The sequence below is a fragment of the Thauera aminoaromatica genome (genome assembly GCF_000021765.1).
Lineage (GTDB): Bacteria > Pseudomonadota > Gammaproteobacteria > Burkholderiales > Rhodocyclaceae > Thauera > Thauera aminoaromatica.
In genome coordinates this window covers 2,822,389-2,837,584 of the sequence record NC_011662.2, presented here as the reverse complement: position 1 = coordinate 2,837,584, position 15,196 = coordinate 2,822,389, and the positions used below count along the sequence as shown (strand labels likewise).

Below are 15,196 nucleotides of genomic sequence, written 5' to 3'. Positions count from 1 at the left end.
AGACGATGTCCCTGACCAACCTGTTTTTCGGGGTCTATCCCTACATTGCGCTGACCGTGTTCGTGATCGGCAGCTGGATCCGGTACGACAACGAGCAGTACACCTGGAAGACCGATTCGTCGCAGCTGCTGTCCAAGCAAGGCATGATGCTGGCGAGCAACCTGTTCCACGTCGGCGTCATCATGATCTTCTTCGGCCATTTCGCCGGTCTCGTGCTGCCGCACGGCCTGTGGCTTGGCCTGGGGATCTCCGACCTCGCCCACCAATGGATCGCGATCATCGCCGGCGTGATCTTCGGCATCATGTGCCTGGTCGGTGGTTCCATGCTGTGGTATCGCCGCATGTACAACCCGCGCGTGCGCATCAACAGCCGTCGCAGCGACGTGTTCATCATCACCTGGCTGATGGCCACGCTGATCCTCGGCCTGCTGACCGTGCCGTTCTCGATCGGTCACGCCGTCAAGGGTGATCCGGCCGTGATGCTGGCGCTGGCCGAGTGGGTCAAGAGCATCCTGCTGCTGAACCCGCAGCCCGAGCTGATGACGAAGGTCGATCCGATCTTCCGTGCCCACATCTTCTTCGGCATGACGGTGTTCCTGGTGTTCCCCTTCACCCGCCTGGTGCACATCCTGACCGCGCCGTTCAGCTACCTGACGCGCGCCTACCAGATCGTCCGGACCAAGCGCCGCCTGGCCTGAGGCTGAAGCGAGAGGCAGGGCTGGCAGCCATCGAGGCTGCCGGCCTTGCCTTTCGGTCCTTTTGCCCCTAGCTTGCGCGGATGCGCCAGAAAGCACCGATTCTCATGTTCATCCGCGGCTCGGGCCTGTCGGTCAAGATCACCGGCATGCTGCTCGGCTTTTTCCTCGTGGCACTTGCCGCGATCGCGCTGACGCTGTTCATCTCGTGGCGCCTGGAAGGCGCGGCGGCTGCGATCAACGATGCCGGCAGCCTGCGGATGCGCTTGTACCGCGTGGCGCATCACCTCGCTCGTGCGGATCTGCATACCAGCGACCGGCAGGGTTTCGCTGGCGACCTGAGGGCGAGGGTCGACGACTTCGACCGCATCCTCGGCGTGCTGCGCCGGGGAGATCCGTCCCGCCCCTTGTTCGTGCCGCGCGAAGCCGGTATCCAGCAGGTGCTCTCCGGGATGTCCGAAGAATGGAGCGTGCAGCTGCGCCCGATCCTGCTCGCGATCGCCGCGGACCCGGATCCGGCCAACCTGCATCGCAGGGGCCTGGAGTTCGACCGCGCCGCCCGCGACTACGTCGAGGACATCAACGATTTCGTGCTGCGCATGGAGCAGAGCTATGCGCGCAACACCAACATCCTGCGCACCTCGCAGGTGATCCTGGTTGCCCTCGCGGTGATCGGCACCATCCTGCTGCTGCGCTTCTTCTTCCTCACCGTGATCCGCCCCGTGTTCGAGCTCCACGAGGGCGTCAAGCGCATGGGGCAGGAGGATTTCGATGCCCGCGTGCCGGTGCTGTCGCAGGACGAGTTCGGCGAGCTCTCGGCCGGCTTCAACCGCATGGCAGCCCACTTGCAGAACGTCTATGACACGCTCGAGGAGCGTGTCGTCGCCAAGACCCGCAGCCTCGAAGAGAAGAACCGCGAGCTTGAGATCCTCTACGAGATCGTCGCCTTCCTGCGCGAACCCAACGACGTCGACACGCTGTGCAAGGGCTTCCTCGAGCGGGTGCAGAAGACGATGGGTGCGAGTGCGAGCTCCGCGCGCCTGCTCGATCTCGAATCGCGAAACCTGTGCATGATCGTCCACGACGGGCTGGGCGACGACTTCCTCGATCGCGAGGAAGTGCTGGCCTGCGGCGAATGCGTCTGCGGCGAGGCGGCACAGGGCAGCGGGCTCTCGCTGACCCTGGATGTACGCAATGCCGCGCTCGCGGTGACGCGCGACGCCTGTCGGCGCGCCGGGTTCCGTACGGTGTCGGCCACCTCGATCACGGCCAGCAAGCGCGCGCTCGGCGTGTTCAACCTGTATTTCGACCAGCCGGACGCGATCGGCGACGCCGATCGCCAGCTGCTCGAGGCTCTCGGACAGCAGCTCGGCATCGCGATCGAGAACCAGCGCCTGCACGCGCGCGAGCGCGAACTCGCCGTCTCCGAAGAGCGCAACCTGCTCGCGCGCGAACTGCACGACTCGATCGCCCAGGGCCTGGCCTTCCTGAACCTGCAGGTGCAGATGCTGGAACGCGCGCTCGCCGAGAACCGCGCCGCGGACGTGAGTACGACCGTGGAGATGCTTCGTCGCGGTATCCAGGAGAGCTATGAGGATGTGCGCGAGTTGCTGGTGCACTTCCGCACCCGGGTCGAGCAGCAGGATCTCGATGCCGCCATCGCCGCAGCCCTGCGCCGGCTCGCAGAGCAGACCGGCATCGCCACCGACCTCGACGTGCAGGGCGACGGCGCACCGCTCGATCCCGAGGCCGAGACCCAGGTGCTCTACATCATCCAGGAAGCGCTCTCCAACGTGCGCAAGCACGCCGGTGCAAGCACCGTTTCCGTGGGTGTGCGGCGCGGTCGCGACGGGCTCGCGGTGACGGTGCGCGACGACGGCGTGGGCTTTGCGGAAGACCGTGACGCGTCCGACAGCGAGGCGCACATCGGCCTGCAGATCATGCGCGAGCGCGCCATGCGGATCGGTGGCCGCTTTGCGGTGCGCTCGTCGCCCGGGCGGGGCACCGAGATCCGACTGGAACTGCCGAGAACGAACGAGGTGCTGGCTTGATGGCTGAAGAGAAGATCCGTGTCCTTCTGGTCGACGACCACACGCTGTTCCGCAGCGGCATCCGTTCGCTGCTGCAGAGCTACGTCTGCTTCGAGGTGGTGGGCGAGGCCGGCGACGGGCGCGAGGGCATCCGCCTCGCCGGGCAGCTGCGACCCGACGTGGTGTTGCTCGACAACAACATGCCCGGGCTCTCCGGGCGCGAGGCCGCCCGCCTGCTGCTCGAGGAGGTGCCCGAGACGCGTGTGCTGATGTTGACGGTCTCGGAGGACGCCGACGACCTTATCGAGACGCTGCGCGCCGGGGCCTGCGGCTACCTGCTGAAGAACATCCAGGCCGAAACCCTGGTATCGGCGATCAAGACGGCCGCGCAGGGCGAATCGGTGGTTTCGCCCCAGATGATGGGCAAGCTGCTGAGCGGCGTGCGCAGCAGCGCCAGCCGAGCGGCGATGGGCGGTGCGATCGCGCCTGCGCCGGGAGCGCTGGCGAGGAGTGCCCCTGCTGCCGGTGCGGAGCCGGCCGAACTCGAGAAGCTGTCGCCGCGCGAACGCGAAATCCTGCGCTTCATCGCGCGCGGACAGAGCAACAAGGAGATCGCCCGTGCACTCGAGCTCGCCGAGAGCACGGTGAAGATCCACGTGCAGAACATGTTGCGCAAGCTCAACCTGAGCAGCCGGGTGCAGGCGGCGGTATTCGCGGTGGAGAACGGCTTGGGGCAGGGACCGGAGGGCTGAGCTCCGCCGGCGCGTTTGCAGCGGGCTTCCGAAGGCTTCAGCGCAATTGCGAGGCGAGGTCGCGGAACACACCGCCGAGCAGCTTGACCTCCTCGCGGTGGTGCAGTGCGATCGTTGCCGCGAGGCGCTCGCCTTCGGCGGTCAGGTGCACCTCGACCGCGCGCCGATCCTCGCGACCCGGGCGGCGCTCGACCAGTCCGAGTTTCTCGCAACGCGAAACCAGCGACACCACACCATGCTGGTGGGCCTGCAGGCGCTCGGCGAGCTCGCCGATGCAGGCCCATTCGCGTCCGGGATAGCCCTTGACCTGGAGCAGCAGCAGGTATTGGAGGTTGGTGATGCCGTGGCGCCGGGTGAGCAACTCGGAGAAGCGCAGGAAGCGCCGCAGCTGGTAGCGGAAGTCGGCGAGGGCCTCGAATTCGGACTTGTCGAGTGGAGTGTTCATCGTGCGCGGATTTTAGCTTCTTCCGCCCTCGCTTCGGCAGTCCGATCGAGAGATCGTCCTTGCAATCCGACGATTGCGGATTAATATCAAAGTGTGATGTAAAAAGAGCGATGGCCCACGCGCGCAGGTGGATCGTGGCGGCGGCCGGATTTCCACCCCGAAAGAGGAGACCGAATCATGGACGTCATGCAATTTCCCCGCATGGTGGTTTCGAGCCGCGATGGCTGGGACTTGGTCGCGCGCGAACGGCCACCGATGGACTGGCTGTTCCGTCGCCTGGTCCTGCCGATGTCGCTGCTGCCGCCGCTGATGATCCTGCTGGCATCGGGGGGCGTGGGCGCCCGGGTGTTTCCCGACGCGGGCTTCGGCAACTGGTTGATCGCGGCCGTGCTGTTCTTCGTCGCCGAACACTTCAGCGTGCCGATCATGGCGAACTCGATCCGCCAGGCCTCGATGGCCAAGGACGGCAGCAGCCGGCTCGAGGATGCCTACACGGTGGCGGCGATCGCGCCGGTGCCACTGTGGCTGTCCTCGCTCGCGGTGGTGTTCGGCAGCGCGTGGTTCGTGGTGCTCGTCGGCCTCGTCGCGCTCGGCGCCTCGGCCATGCTGATCCGCCACGGCGTCGACCGCCTGCTCGGCATCGACGAGGACGTCGAGGCGAGCGAGGTGGCCATGCAGGTGACCAGCTTCGGCGTGCTGACCTGGCTGGTGCTGCTGGCGGTCGCGGGGGGGGCGGTGACGCTGCTGTGAGGGCGCTCAGGCCTTGACCCGCATGAGGCGCTGCTTCTCGCGCTCCCAGTCCTTCTTCTTCTCGTCCTCGCGCTTGTCGTGCAGCTTCTTGCCCTTGGCGAGCCCGATCTCGAGCTTCACGAGCCCATTCTTGTAGTGCAGGTCGAGCGGCACCAGCGTATAGCCGGCGCGCTCGACCTTGCCGATCAGGCGGGCGATCTCCTTCTTGTGCAGCAGCAGTTTGCGCGTGCGCGTCGGGTCGTGGCGCACATGGCTGGAGGCGGTGCTGAGCGGGGTGATGTGCATGCCGAAAACAAAGATCTCCTCGGCGCGGATCACCACGTAGGATTCCTTGATGTTCGAGCGACCGGCGCGGATCGCCTTGACCTCCCAGCCTTCGAGGACGATGCCGGCTTCGTGCTTCTCCTCGATGAAGTAGTCGTGAAGGGCCTTGCGGTTTTCGATGATGCTCATGGTTCGGCGTCCCGTGGCGGCGCGGCCCTGAGCCGGCGCGTCCGTATGCGGTAGAATCGCGGATTTTAACAGTTCGGCCGCACCTCCGTTCCGTCATGGTGGTGGCGCCGACCAACTTGCCCATGGCCGAAGTCAACAAGCTCGTCCTGATCGAATTCACCCCGGCGCAGATGTTCGAGCTCGTCGACCGCTGCGAGGAATACCCGCTGTTTCTGCCCTGGTGCGGCGGCGTCGATCTGATCGGGCGCACCGAGACGATCACCGCGGCTACGCTGCACATCAATTACCATGGCATCAAGGCGCATTTCAGCACCGAGAACGCCAAGCGCTACCCGCAGGAGATGAAGCTGCGCCTGACCGACGGCCCCTTCACCCATCTCGACGGACACTGGCGCTTCACCGCGCTCGGCGAGACCGCGTGCAAGGTCGAGTTCCAGCTGCGCTACCAGTTCGCGAGCAAGCTGCTGGAGAAGGTGCTCGGGCCGGTGTTCAACCATATCGCGAACACTTTCGTCGATTCCTTCGTCAAGCGTGCCGGCCAGGTCTATCGGGCCGGGCAGGGGAGTGCTGCATGAGCGGGATGATCAACGTGGAAGTGGTGTACGCGCTGCCGCAGCGCCAGGAGCTGGTGCACGTGCGGCTGGCGGAAGGAGCCTCGGTGCGCGATGCGCTGGAGGCTTCCGGCCTGTTGCAGAAGCATCCGGAGATCCAGCCCGACCGTGCGAACAAGCTGGGGATCTATGCAAGGCTGGTCAAGCTCGACACCGAGGTGCGCGACCGCGACCGGGTGGAGATCTATCGTCCGCTGATCGCCGACCCGAAGGCGGTGCGAAAGAAGCGTGCCGACGAGGGCAAGGTCATGAAAAAGGGGGGTGGGCCCGCCGAAGCGGCCGAGTGATGGATCGGCGCGACCCTGTGCAGCGGACCCTGTGCAGCGGAATTTCCGCTCGCGCGACGTTGGGCTTGCGAGCCTGCTGGCGTCGACCTGCGGGTCGGATCTATCTGCAATGATCTGCGATCTTGCGCTCCAGAGCCTCGGCCTGCTCCGCGCGCGCACGATCGTCGAGGAACTCGCGTTCCCCCTTGACGTTGAAGCGGACCATGCGCTGGCCGCCACGCAAGGCGGCGAGTTCATGCTGCGCGTCCGTGCAGAAACGTTCCGTCTCGCCTCTCGATTCAGCTTCCCGAGCGGCCTTCGCCTCGGCCTCCGCCGCGGCGGCGCGGCGTTCCCGGAAAGCCTGTTCGCGCTCGGCGAGCGAACTCGGGGAGGTGGGAGTGGCAGCAGGCGGCATGTCCGCCGACGGCGCGGTCTCTCCAGCCTTGCGCGCGGCGGCACCCGGTCGTGCTCCGCGGATCACCGTGGCCTCGACGCCTGCGGGAGGCATGTCGCCGTAGTGGATGCGCCCGTCCTTGTCCTTCCAGCTGTAGACCTGCGCGGCCGCGGGAAGGGCGGTCAGCAACAGGGCGAGGATCGCGACCGGGGCGAACGGATGGGTCATCGGCACAATTCTCCGCGGCGAGCCGCTTACGTGGTGCAGGAGCGCTCTGTATAATACGGATTTGGTCGAAAGGAAAAAAGCCATGCGAGTGATCCAGAAGGCGCTGACCTTCGATGACGTCCTTCTCGTTCCCGCCCACTCCACGGTCCTCCCTCGCGACGTGAGCCTGCAGAGCCAGGTCACGCGCCGCATCCGCCTCAACGTCCCGCTTGTCTCGGCCGCCATGGACACGGTGACCGAGAGCCGTCTCGCGATCGCGCTCGCGCAGGAAGGCGGGATCGGCGTGGTGCACAAGAACCTCACCCCGGCCCAGCAGGCCGCCGAGGTGCTCAAGGTCAAGCGCCACGAGTCGGGCATACTCAAGGATCCGATCACCATCCCGCCCACGATGACGGTGGGCGAGGTCATCGCACTGCAACGCCAGAACCGCTTCTCCGGCGTGCCGGTGGTCGAAGGCGGCAAGGTGGTCGGCATCGTCACCAACCGCGATACCCGCTTCGAGACCAAGCTCGACCAGCTCGTCTCCGAAATCATGACCCCGCAGGACCGCCTTGTCACCGTGCGCGAAGGCGCCAGCCTCGAAGAGGCGCGCGAGCTGCTGCGTGTGCACCGCCTCGAGCGCGTGCTGGTGCTCAACGATGCCGGTGAGCTGTGCGGTCTCATCACCGTCAAGGACATGATGAAGTCCACCGAGCACCCGCTCGCTGCCAAGGACGAGCATGGTCGCTTGCGCGTGGCCGCTGCGATCGGCGTGGGGGCCGGCACGGAGGAACGCGCGGAGCGCCTCGCCGACGCGGGCGTGGACATGATCGTGGTCGACACCGCCCACGGTCACTCGCAGGGCGTGCTCGACCGCGTCGGCTGGGTCAAGAAGCACTTTCCGCACATCGAGGTGGTGGGCGGCAATATCGCCACCGCCGACGCCGCGCGTGCGCTGGTCGATGCCGGTGCCGACGGTGTCAAGGTCGGCATCGGTCCGGGCTCGATCTGCACCACCCGCATCGTCGCCGGCGTGGGCGTGCCGCAGATCAGCGCGATCGACAACGTCGCCAACGCGCTGCTGGGCACGGGCGTGCCGATGATCGCCGACGGCGGCATCCGCTTCTCGGGCGACATCGCCAAGGCGATCGCCGCGGGCGCCGACGTGGTCATGCTCGGTGGACTGTTTGCCGGCACCGAGGAGGCGCCAGGCGAGACGGTGCTGTTCCAGGGCCGTTCCTACAAGTCGTACCGCGGCATGGGCTCGCTCGGCGCGATGGAGAAGGGCGCGGCCGACCGCTACTTCCAGGAAGAGAACACCGGCAACATCGACAAGTTGGTGCCCGAGGGCATCGAGGGTCGCGTGCCCTACAAGGGCTCGGTCACGGCGGTGATCCATCAGCTCGTCGGCGGCCTGCGCGCCTCGATGGGCTACCTCGGCTGCGCCGACATCCCGACCATGCATGCGCGCGCGGAGTTCGTGCAGATCAGCTCGGCCGGCATGCGCGAATCGCATGTGCACGACGTGCAGATCACCAAGGAAGCGCCCAACTACCAGATCAGCTGAGCGCGCTCCTTCGAGACATCCGGGCGGCTGCGAGGCCGCCCTTCCTTTTTCGACGTTCGAGATTCCCGCCCCATGGCCCACCAGAAGATCCTCATCCTCGATTTCGGCTCCCAGGTCTCCCAGCTCATCGCGCGCCGCGTGCGCGAGCAGCAGGTGTACTGCGAGCTGCATCCCTTCGACGTCTCGGACGAGTTCGTGCGCAACTTCGGCGCGCAGGGCGTGATCCTCTCCGGCGGGCCCAACTCGGTCTACGAGGCAGAGGACTGGCGCGCACCGCAGGCGGTGTTCGAGCTTGGCGTGCCGGTGCTGGGCATCTGCTACGGCATGCAGACGATGGCCAGCCAGCTCGGCGGCAAGGTCGAGAGTTCGGCCAAGCGCGAGTTCGGCTATGCGGAGATGCGCGCGCGCGGGCACTCGAAGCTGTTCACCGGCATCGAGGACCGCAGCAACGCCGAAGGCCACGGCCTGCTCGACGTGTGGATGAGCCACGGCGACAAGGTCACCGCGCTGCCCCCGGGCTTCAAGATCATCGGCAGCAACGAATCGACTCCGATCGCGGCGATGGCCGACGAGGCGCGCGGCTTCTACGGCGTGCAGTTCCACCCCGAGGTCACGCACACGATCAAGGGCAAGGAGATGATCGGGCGCTTCGTGCACGACATCTGCGGCTGCGGCCACGACTGGAACATGCCCGATTACATCGAGGAAGCGGTGCAGAAGATCCGCGAGCAGGTGGGTGACGAGGAGGTCATCCTCGGCCTGTCGGGCGGCGTGGACTCCTCGGTGGCGGCGGCGCTGATCCACCGCGCGATCGGCGACCAGCTCACCTGCGTGTTCGTCGACCACGGCCTGCTGCGCCTGAACGAAGGCAAGCTGGTCATGGAGATGTTCGCCGGGCGGCTCCACGCCAAGGTCGTGCATGTCGATGCGACCGAGCAGTTCATGGGACACCTGAAGGGCGTCACCGACCCCGAGCAGAAGCGCAAGATCATCGGCCGCGAGTTCGTCGAGGTCTTCCAGGCCGAAGCCAGGAAATTGCCGAACGCCAGGTGGCTGGCCCAGGGCACCATCTATCCTGACGTGATCGAGTCCGGCGGCGCAAAGAGCAAGAAGGCCCACACCATCAAGAGCCATCACAACGTCGGCGGCCTGCCCGAGACGCTCGGCCTGAAGCTGCTCGAGCCGCTGCGCGACCTCTTCAAGGACGAGGTGCGCGAGCTCGGCGTGGCCCTCGGCCTGCCGCACGACATGGTCTATCGCCACCCCTTCCCGGGCCCGGGTCTGGGCGTGCGCATCCTCGGCGAGGTCCGCCAGGACTTCGCCGACCTGCTGCGCCGTGCCGACGCGATCTTCATCGACGAGCTGCGCGCCGCCGACTGGTACGACAAGACGAGCCAGGCCTTCGCGGTCTTCCTGCCGGTGAAGAGCGTGGGCGTGATGGGCGACGGCCGTACCTACGAGTACGTGGTGGCACTGCGCGCGGTGCAGACGCAGGACTTCATGACCGCGCACTGGGCGGAGCTGCCGCACAGCCTGCTCGGCAAGGTCAGCAACCGCATCATCAACGAGGTGCGCGGCATCAACCGGGTGGTCTACGACATCTCGGGCAAGCCGCCGGCGACAATCGAGTGGGAGTGAGCTGAGGGGCGCGTTCTGGAAGCGGCTTCCAGGGCAATGGCGCTAACATGCGGCCATGACCGAAGCCCGACCGTCGATCCTGCAATACTGGTCCGCCGTGATCCGGACCACCGTGAAGCTGTGGCTGGAAGCCCAGGTCTTCGTACATGCCGCTGCGCTGGCGTTCTTCACCGTGTTCTCGGTGGCGCCGGTGGTGATCATCGCGGTCAGCCTGGTGGGCCTGGTGCTCGGCGAGAGTGCGGCTCAGGGCCGCATCGCCGAGCAGCTCGAGGTGGCGATCGGGCCGGAGGTGGCGGCTGCGATCCAGACCGCGGTGGTCAACAGCCGCATCCAGCACAGCGGGCTGCTGCCCACGATCGCCGGCGTCGGTGCCATCGTGTTCGGCGCGACGACGGTATTCACCCAGATGCAGGAATCGCTCAACGCGATCTGGGGAGTGGCGCCGCGGCCCACGCGCAGCGGCGTGTTCATCCATCTCAAGACGCGCCTCCTGTCGCTCGCGGTGGTGCTCGGCATCGGCTTCGTGCTGCTGGTGTCGCTGTCGCTGAGCATCTTCGTTCGCGCGCTCGTCGCCTTCGCGCAGGACTGGCTGCCGGTGCCGGTGGGGCTGATCATCGGGCTGGACTGGGTGATCGCGCTGCTGGTGGTGACGCTGCTCTTCGCCACCATCTTCCGCGTGCTGCCCGAGGTTGTGCTGGGCTGGCGTGACGTGCTGCCGGGCGCCTTCGTCACCGCGCTGCTGTTCGCGCTCGGGCGCGCGCTGATCGCGATCTACCTGTCGACCACCGCGACCGCGTCCACTTACGGGGCGGCGGGCTCGCTGGTGCTGCTGCTGCTGTGGGTGAATTACTCCTCGTTGATCCTGCTCTTCGGCGCCGCGTTCACGCGCGCCTATCTGGAGGCGCGCGGCCGGACGGTGCGGCCGCGCGCGACGGCGGTGCTGGTGCATCGCCAGCTGATCGAGGATTGAGTCCGCTTCCCGTGGGTGGCTCGGCCGCGCTCAGTTGCGCAGCAGCTGCAGCTTGAAGTGCTGCTGGATGAAGGCCTGGAAGCTGGCGACGCCCTCCAGGGCGAGGCGCAGCTCGCCCTGCTGCATCGCGTTCAACTGGTCGAGCGCGATGTAGTTGCCCGGCGTGCGCCCGCCGCGCAAGGCCTCGACCTGGCCGCGCAGGCGCATCCGCACCAGGAAGTCGAAGGCCGCGCGCAGGTCGGCGACCTGTTCGGCCTTGAGCACGCCGGCCTCGACCAGCGCCTCCATGCGGTCGTGGGTGCTGCCGTCGAGCCGGCGCGCCTCCATCGCCAGCGCCTTGATGCCGTCGGTGATGGCGAAGATGCCGGCCTTCTTGAGGTCGACCTCGCCGCGGCGCTCGCCGGATTTTTCCACCTTGATGCGGCCGAACCAGCCCAGCGGCGGGGCGAAGTTGACCATGTTCTGCGCCATCCGCACGAGGAAGCCCTGCTCGTGGCTCATGTAGTGCAGCGCGTGTTCGCGCAGGGTGTCGGCGAGCTCCCGCCGACCGTAGAGCGGGCGCAGGTCCATGAACATGCTGCCGGTCATCACGTTGTCGGGCGTCGGCGTCGATAGCCACTGCGTGAGCTCGCGCTTCCAGGCCGTCAGACTGCGCCGCCAGGCGGGGTTGCGCGCCATGATGCCGCCGGGGCAGGGTGGCACGCCGATCGAGATCAGGGCGTCGATGAGTTCGTTGGAGAAGGCTTCGAGCCGCGCCAGCGCCTCGCCCTGCACCGAGTCGGCGTAAAGGATGGCGTTGTCCTGGTCGGTCGATAGCGTCTGTTCGCCGCGCCCTTCGCTGCCCATCACCACGAAGGCGAAGTCGGTGGTGAGATCGGGGTAGCGATCGCGGCGCAGCAGGTCGATCAGGCGGATCAGGACCTGGTCGTTGAGGTTGGCGATCAGCTTCACCGTGTCGCGGATTGCGATGCCGGTGCCGGCGAGATGCACGATCAGCTGCTGGATGCGCTGATGCAGCTCGCGCAGGGCGTCGATCGATTCGGCCTTCTCGATGTCGAGCACGAGCTGGTGGGGCGAGTGCGCCTGCAGGCGCAGCAGGTCGGTGACGGTGACGATGCCGGCGAGTGCGCCCTTGCGGTCGACCACGACGAGGCGGTGGATGCCGTGGCGCGACATGCGGTAGAGCGCCTCGTAGAGCACGTCGTCCTCGCCGATGGTGATCACCGGCGCGCTCATCACGTCGCGCACCCGGAGCCCCGCCGGGTCGCGCCCAGCGGCGATCACCTTGTTGCGCAGGTCGCGGTCGGTCAGGATCGCCGTCGGGTGCGCGCCGTCGACGACGACCACGCAGGAGATGCTCATCTCGCGCATGCGGCCGACGATATCGACCAGCGCGTCGTCGGCGCTGCAGCTCACCACGCGGCGCTGCTCGATCTCCCGGATCGGACGAAAGAACTCGTTTTCTCCTGCCATGGCTGCTCCCCGGGGTGCGTCGAATTCGCCATTTTACCCGGGCGCGGCCGTTTCAGCCCGCCGTCGCCGCGGCTGCGAGCAGCGCGCCGGGGTCGAGTGCGACCACCTCGCCGATCATGATCAGCGCCGGCGCGCGGATGCCGGCCGCGCGCACTGCCCCGGGCAGGGTCGCGAGCGTGGCATGCACGCCGCACTGCCGCGGTGTGGTGGCGGCGTGGATCACCGCCGCCGGCGTGTCCGCCGCCAGTCCGTGGGAGATCATCTGCGTACAGATGATCTCGAGCGCGCCGAGGCCCATGTAGACCACCACGGTCTGGCGCGGGCGGGCGAGCGCCGCCCAGTCGAGGTCGACGGTGTCGTCCTTGAGGTGGCCGGTGGCGAACACCAGGGTCTGCGCGTGCTCGCGGTGGGTGAGCGGGATTCCGGTGGCCGAGGCCGCGCCCGCCGCGGCGGTGATGCCGGGCACGATCTCGCACTCGACGCCGGCCTCGAGCAGGGCCTGCATCTCTTCGCCGCCGCGCCCGAAGATGAAGGGATCGCCGCCCTTGAGTCGCACCACGTCGTGCCCTTCGCGTGCGAGTTCGACGAGCAGGCGGTTGATCTCGTGCTGGGCGAGGGCGTGGTTGCCGGCTTCCTTGCCCGCGTACAGGCGACGCGCGGCGGGCGGGATCAGCGCCACCACCGCCTCGCCGACGAGATGGTCGTAGACGACCACTTCGGCGCCGGTGATCAGGCGCAGCGCCTTCACGGTGAGAAGGTCGGGGTCGCCCGGGCCGGCGCCTACCAGATGGACCTTGCCATGTCCCTGCGCACGCGTGGATCGCGGCCGCTCGCCGATGCCCTCGGGCGTGCCGCGGGGCGGCAGGGCGGCGCGACTGGCGCGAAGGGAGCGCGGCTTGGCCGCGCCGGCCGGCGAAGCATCCGATCGAAAGGTTCCTGCCTGCATGATGTGGGCTCCAGCACGGTCTCGGGAAATCCGTTGCGGCGAAAAATCGGTTCCGCCAGGGGCCGGAAAACGCTTGTCCAGGACACCGCGAAATCCGCGGGCGTGCGCATGGCGACGTCGTTCCGGCGTCCCCGAACTTTATCCTCGGCGCTGGTGTGGAAAATTAATTCACATCAAGGATGGGCCTGCCCCGGAAAAACCATACTGCCGTCGCAATGTTGTTTCACATCCCGTGTCGTGTAAGGAGAGGGCTATGCAAAAGAAAGGTTTGATCGGATCGGCGTTTGCCATGGGGGTGCTGTCCCTCGCGATGAGCAGCGCCTGGGCCCAGGAAGCGCCCAAGCTGACCGCCGAGGAGATGGAAAAAGGCAAGCAGATCTACTTCGAGCGCTGCGCAGGTTGCCACGGCGTGCTGCGCAAGGGCGCCACCGGCAAGAACCTCGAGCCGCACTGGACCAAGACCGCTCCGGACGGCACCAAGCTGGAGGGCGGCACCCTCAAGCTCGGCACCGAGCGCCTCGAGAAGATCATCTCGTACGGCACCGAAGGCGGCATGGTCAACTACGATGACATCCTGACCAAGGAAGAGATCAACCTGATGGCGCGTTACATCCAGAACACGCCTCCGATCCCGCCCGAGTTCTCGCTCAAGGACATGAAGGACAGCTGGAAGCTGCTGGTCCCCGTCAAGGACCGTCCGACCAAGCAGATGAACAAGGTCAACCTGAAGAACGTGTTCGCGATCACGCTGCGCGACGCGGGCAAGCTCGCGCTGGTCGACGGCGACACCCACAAGATCTGGAAGATCCTCGATACCGGCTACGCGGTGCACATCTCCCGCCTGTCGGCTTCGGGCCGCTACGTCTACACCGTCGGTCGTGACGGCCTGACCACCATCATCGACATGTTCTACGAAGAGCCCACCACGGTCGCCACCGTGCGCCTGGGTTCGGATGCCCGTTCGGTCGATACCTCCAAGTTCAAGGGCTACGAGGACAAGTACCTGATCGGTGGCACCTACTGGCCGCCCCAGTACTCGATCATGGACGGCGAGACGCTCGAGCCGATGAAGATCGTGTCGACCCGTGGCAACACCGTCGATGGCGACTATCACCCCGAGCCGCGCGTGGCCTCCATCGTGGCCTCGATGACGAAGCCGGAGTGGGTGGTCAACGTCAAGGAAACCGGCCAGATCCTGCTGGTCGATTACTCCGACATCAAGAACCTGAAGAGCATCGCGATCGAGTCCGCCAAGTTCCTGCACGATGGCGGCTGGGACATGTCGAAGCGCTATTTCATGGTCGCCGCCAACGCGTCCAACAAGGTCGCCGCGGTCGACACCAAGGAAGGCAAGCTGGCTGCGCTGGTCGATACCGCCAAGATCCCGCACCCGGGGCGTGGCGCCAACTTCGTCCATCCGAAGTTCGGTCCGGTGTGGTCGACGGGTCACCTCGGCGATGCCGTGGTCTCGCTGATCTCGACCGCTTCCGACGATCCCAAGTTCGCCAAGTACAAGGAGCACAACTGGAAGGTCGTCGAACAGCTGAAGATGCCGGGCGCCGGCAACCTGTTCGTCAAGACGCACCCGAAGTCGAAGCACTTCTGGGCCGATGCGCCGATGAACCCGGAGCGTGAAGTGGCCGAGTCGGTGTACGTGTTCGACATGAACGATCTGTCGAAGGCGCCGGTCGCGCTCAACGTCGCCAAGGACTCGGGCCTGCCCGAGAGCAAGGCCATCCGCCGCGCCGTGCAGCCGGAGTACAACGAGGCTGGCGACGAAGTGTGGATCTCGCTGTGGGGCGGCAAGACCGACCAGTCCGCGATCGTGATCTACGACGACAAGACCCTGAAGGTCAAGAAGGTGATCACGGACCCGGCGATCGTCACGCCGACCGGCAAGTTCAACGTGTACAACACGATGCACGACGTTTATTGATCGATCTTCCGGTCAAGCTCTGAAAAACCCCCGCGCCTCCGGCGCGGGGGATCGAGGGGAAGA

General features: G+C 66.6%; 15 protein-coding genes. 10 read left to right on the top strand and 5 right to left on the bottom strand.

The genetic code is table 11. The features are described 5' to 3' along the window. Positions 1 to 5: 5 nt before the first annotated feature. The 3 genes from narI (at position 6) to TMZ1T_RS12545 (ending at position 3,477) form a co-directional block, all read left to right on the top strand. Positions 6 to 698 (top strand): respiratory nitrate reductase subunit gamma, encoded by a 693-nt coding sequence (gene narI / locus TMZ1T_RS12555; RefSeq protein WP_004301714.1) that lies wholly within the window; start codon positions 6 to 8, stop codon positions 696 to 698. A 104-nt stretch (positions 699 to 802) separates the two neighbouring features. Then, positions 803 to 2,746, top strand: a complete 1,944-nt coding sequence (locus TMZ1T_RS12550; RefSeq protein ID WP_041589664.1) for a type IV pili methyl-accepting chemotaxis transducer N-terminal domain-containing protein — start codon at positions 803 to 805, stop codon at positions 2,744 to 2,746. After that, entirely contained in the window at positions 2,746 to 3,477 is a 732-nt protein-coding gene (locus tag TMZ1T_RS12545; RefSeq protein WP_004301718.1) for a response regulator, read from the top strand. Before TMZ1T_RS12550 ends, TMZ1T_RS12545 begins: the two co-directional genes overlap by 1 nt. Before the next feature lie 37 nt (positions 3,478 to 3,514). Here the strand turns inward: TMZ1T_RS12545 and TMZ1T_RS12540 are convergent, their stop codons facing one another. After that, complete coding sequence (locus tag TMZ1T_RS12540) at positions 3,515 to 3,922, bottom strand: MarR family winged helix-turn-helix transcriptional regulator (RefSeq protein WP_004301720.1); 408 nt, start codon at positions 3,920 to 3,922, stop codon at positions 3,515 to 3,517. Positions 3,923 to 4,099: 177 nt separating this feature from the next. Between TMZ1T_RS12540 and TMZ1T_RS12535 the strand changes: the two genes are divergently transcribed. After that, positions 4,100 to 4,672 carry a Yip1 family protein gene (locus TMZ1T_RS12535; protein WP_004301722.1) on the top strand — a complete coding sequence of 191 codons (573 nt, stop codon included), beginning with the start codon at positions 4,100 to 4,102 and terminating at the stop codon, positions 4,670 to 4,672. A 6-nt stretch (positions 4,673 to 4,678) separates the two neighbouring features. Here TMZ1T_RS12535 and smpB read toward each other — a convergent pair whose 3' ends face one another. Continuing rightward, complete coding sequence (gene smpB / locus TMZ1T_RS12530) at positions 4,679 to 5,125, bottom strand: SsrA-binding protein SmpB (protein WP_004301724.1); 447 nt, start codon at positions 5,123 to 5,125, stop codon at positions 4,679 to 4,681. Between the two features lie 122 nt (positions 5,126 to 5,247). Here smpB and TMZ1T_RS12525 point away from each other — a divergent pair, with 122 nt between their 5' ends. Then, positions 5,248 to 5,700 (top strand): type II toxin-antitoxin system RatA family toxin, encoded by a 453-nt coding sequence (locus TMZ1T_RS12525; protein ID WP_012585582.1) that lies wholly within the window; start codon positions 5,248 to 5,250, stop codon positions 5,698 to 5,700. Continuing rightward, complete coding sequence (locus TMZ1T_RS12520) at positions 5,697 to 6,023, top strand: RnfH family protein (RefSeq protein WP_012585581.1); 327 nt, start codon at positions 5,697 to 5,699, stop codon at positions 6,021 to 6,023. The genes TMZ1T_RS12525 and TMZ1T_RS12520 overlap by 4 nt, the downstream gene beginning before the upstream one ends. Before the next feature lie 100 nt (positions 6,024 to 6,123). On the opposite strand, the gene TMZ1T_RS12515 is transcribed toward TMZ1T_RS12520, so the two are convergent. Beyond that, a complete protein-coding gene (locus TMZ1T_RS12515; RefSeq protein WP_004301730.1) occupies positions 6,124 to 6,624 on the bottom strand; it encodes a DUF4124 domain-containing protein in 501 nt (166 codons plus the stop codon). 82 nt (positions 6,625 to 6,706) lie between these two features. Here TMZ1T_RS12515 and guaB point away from each other — a divergent pair, with 82 nt between their 5' ends. From guaB to TMZ1T_RS12500, 3 genes are all read left to right on the top strand, one after another. After that, a complete protein-coding gene (gene guaB / locus TMZ1T_RS12510; RefSeq protein WP_004301732.1) occupies positions 6,707 to 8,170 on the top strand; it encodes an IMP dehydrogenase in 1,464 nt (487 codons plus the stop codon). A 72-nt stretch (positions 8,171 to 8,242) separates the two neighbouring features. Further along, positions 8,243 to 9,808: a glutamine-hydrolyzing GMP synthase gene (guaA, locus tag TMZ1T_RS12505; RefSeq protein ID WP_004301733.1), complete on the top strand. Its 1,566-nt coding sequence runs from the start codon at positions 8,243 to 8,245 to the stop codon at positions 9,806 to 9,808. 55 nt (positions 9,809 to 9,863) lie between these two features. Further along, entirely contained in the window at positions 9,864 to 10,778 is a 915-nt protein-coding gene (locus TMZ1T_RS12500) for a YihY/virulence factor BrkB family protein (protein WP_004301734.1), read from the top strand. A gap of 30 nt (positions 10,779 to 10,808) precedes the next feature. On the opposite strand, the gene TMZ1T_RS12495 is transcribed toward TMZ1T_RS12500, so the two are convergent. Both TMZ1T_RS12495 and cobA read right to left on the bottom strand, forming a co-directional pair. Further along, entirely contained in the window at positions 10,809 to 12,251 is a 1,443-nt protein-coding gene (locus tag TMZ1T_RS12495; RefSeq protein ID WP_012585580.1) for a putative nucleotidyltransferase substrate binding domain-containing protein, read from the bottom strand. 52 nt (positions 12,252 to 12,303) lie between these two features. Next, the gene (cobA, locus tag TMZ1T_RS12490) at positions 12,304 to 13,197 is read right to left on the bottom strand and encodes a uroporphyrinogen-III C-methyltransferase (protein WP_004301736.1); all 894 of its coding nucleotides are present in this window, start codon (positions 13,195 to 13,197) and stop codon (positions 12,304 to 12,306) included. A gap of 253 nt (positions 13,198 to 13,450) precedes the next feature. Between cobA and TMZ1T_RS12485 the strand changes: the two genes are divergently transcribed. After that, complete coding sequence (locus tag TMZ1T_RS12485) at positions 13,451 to 15,133, top strand: cytochrome D1 domain-containing protein (RefSeq protein ID WP_012585579.1); 1,683 nt, start codon at positions 13,451 to 13,453, stop codon at positions 15,131 to 15,133. The last annotated feature ends 63 nt before the right edge of the window (positions 15,134 to 15,196 follow it).

Bases quoted from the DNA above. Each gene is read 5' to 3' on its own strand.
- narI (WP_004301714.1), top strand. From the start codon at position 6: ATGTCCCTGACCAACCTGTTTTTCGGGGTCTATCCCTACATTGCGCTG.
- TMZ1T_RS12550 (WP_041589664.1), top strand. From the start codon at position 803: ATGTTCATCCGCGGCTCGGGCCTGTCGGTCAAGATCACCGGCATGCTG.
- TMZ1T_RS12545 (WP_004301718.1), top strand. From the start codon at position 2,746: ATGGCTGAAGAGAAGATCCGTGTCCTTCTGGTCGACGACCACACGCTG.
- TMZ1T_RS12540 (WP_004301720.1), bottom strand. From the start codon at position 3,922: ATGAACACTCCACTCGACAAGTCCGAATTCGAGGCCCTCGCCGACTTC.
- TMZ1T_RS12535 (WP_004301722.1), top strand. From the start codon at position 4,100: ATGGACGTCATGCAATTTCCCCGCATGGTGGTTTCGAGCCGCGATGGC.
- smpB (WP_004301724.1), bottom strand. From the start codon at position 5,125: ATGAGCATCATCGAAAACCGCAAGGCCCTTCACGACTACTTCATCGAG.
- TMZ1T_RS12525 (WP_012585582.1), top strand. From the start codon at position 5,248: ATGGCCGAAGTCAACAAGCTCGTCCTGATCGAATTCACCCCGGCGCAG.
- TMZ1T_RS12520 (WP_012585581.1), top strand. From the start codon at position 5,697: ATGAGCGGGATGATCAACGTGGAAGTGGTGTACGCGCTGCCGCAGCGC.
- TMZ1T_RS12515 (WP_004301730.1), bottom strand. From the start codon at position 6,624: ATGACCCATCCGTTCGCCCCGGTCGCGATCCTCGCCCTGTTGCTGACC.
- guaB (WP_004301732.1), top strand. From the start codon at position 6,707: ATGCGAGTGATCCAGAAGGCGCTGACCTTCGATGACGTCCTTCTCGTT.
- guaA (WP_004301733.1), top strand. From the start codon at position 8,243: ATGGCCCACCAGAAGATCCTCATCCTCGATTTCGGCTCCCAGGTCTCC.
- TMZ1T_RS12500 (WP_004301734.1), top strand. From the start codon at position 9,864: ATGACCGAAGCCCGACCGTCGATCCTGCAATACTGGTCCGCCGTGATC.
- TMZ1T_RS12495 (WP_012585580.1), bottom strand. From the start codon at position 12,251: ATGGCAGGAGAAAACGAGTTCTTTCGTCCGATCCGGGAGATCGAGCAG.
- cobA (WP_004301736.1), bottom strand. From the start codon at position 13,197: ATGCAGGCAGGAACCTTTCGATCGGATGCTTCGCCGGCCGGCGCGGCC.
- TMZ1T_RS12485 (WP_012585579.1), top strand. From the start codon at position 13,451: ATGCAAAAGAAAGGTTTGATCGGATCGGCGTTTGCCATGGGGGTGCTG.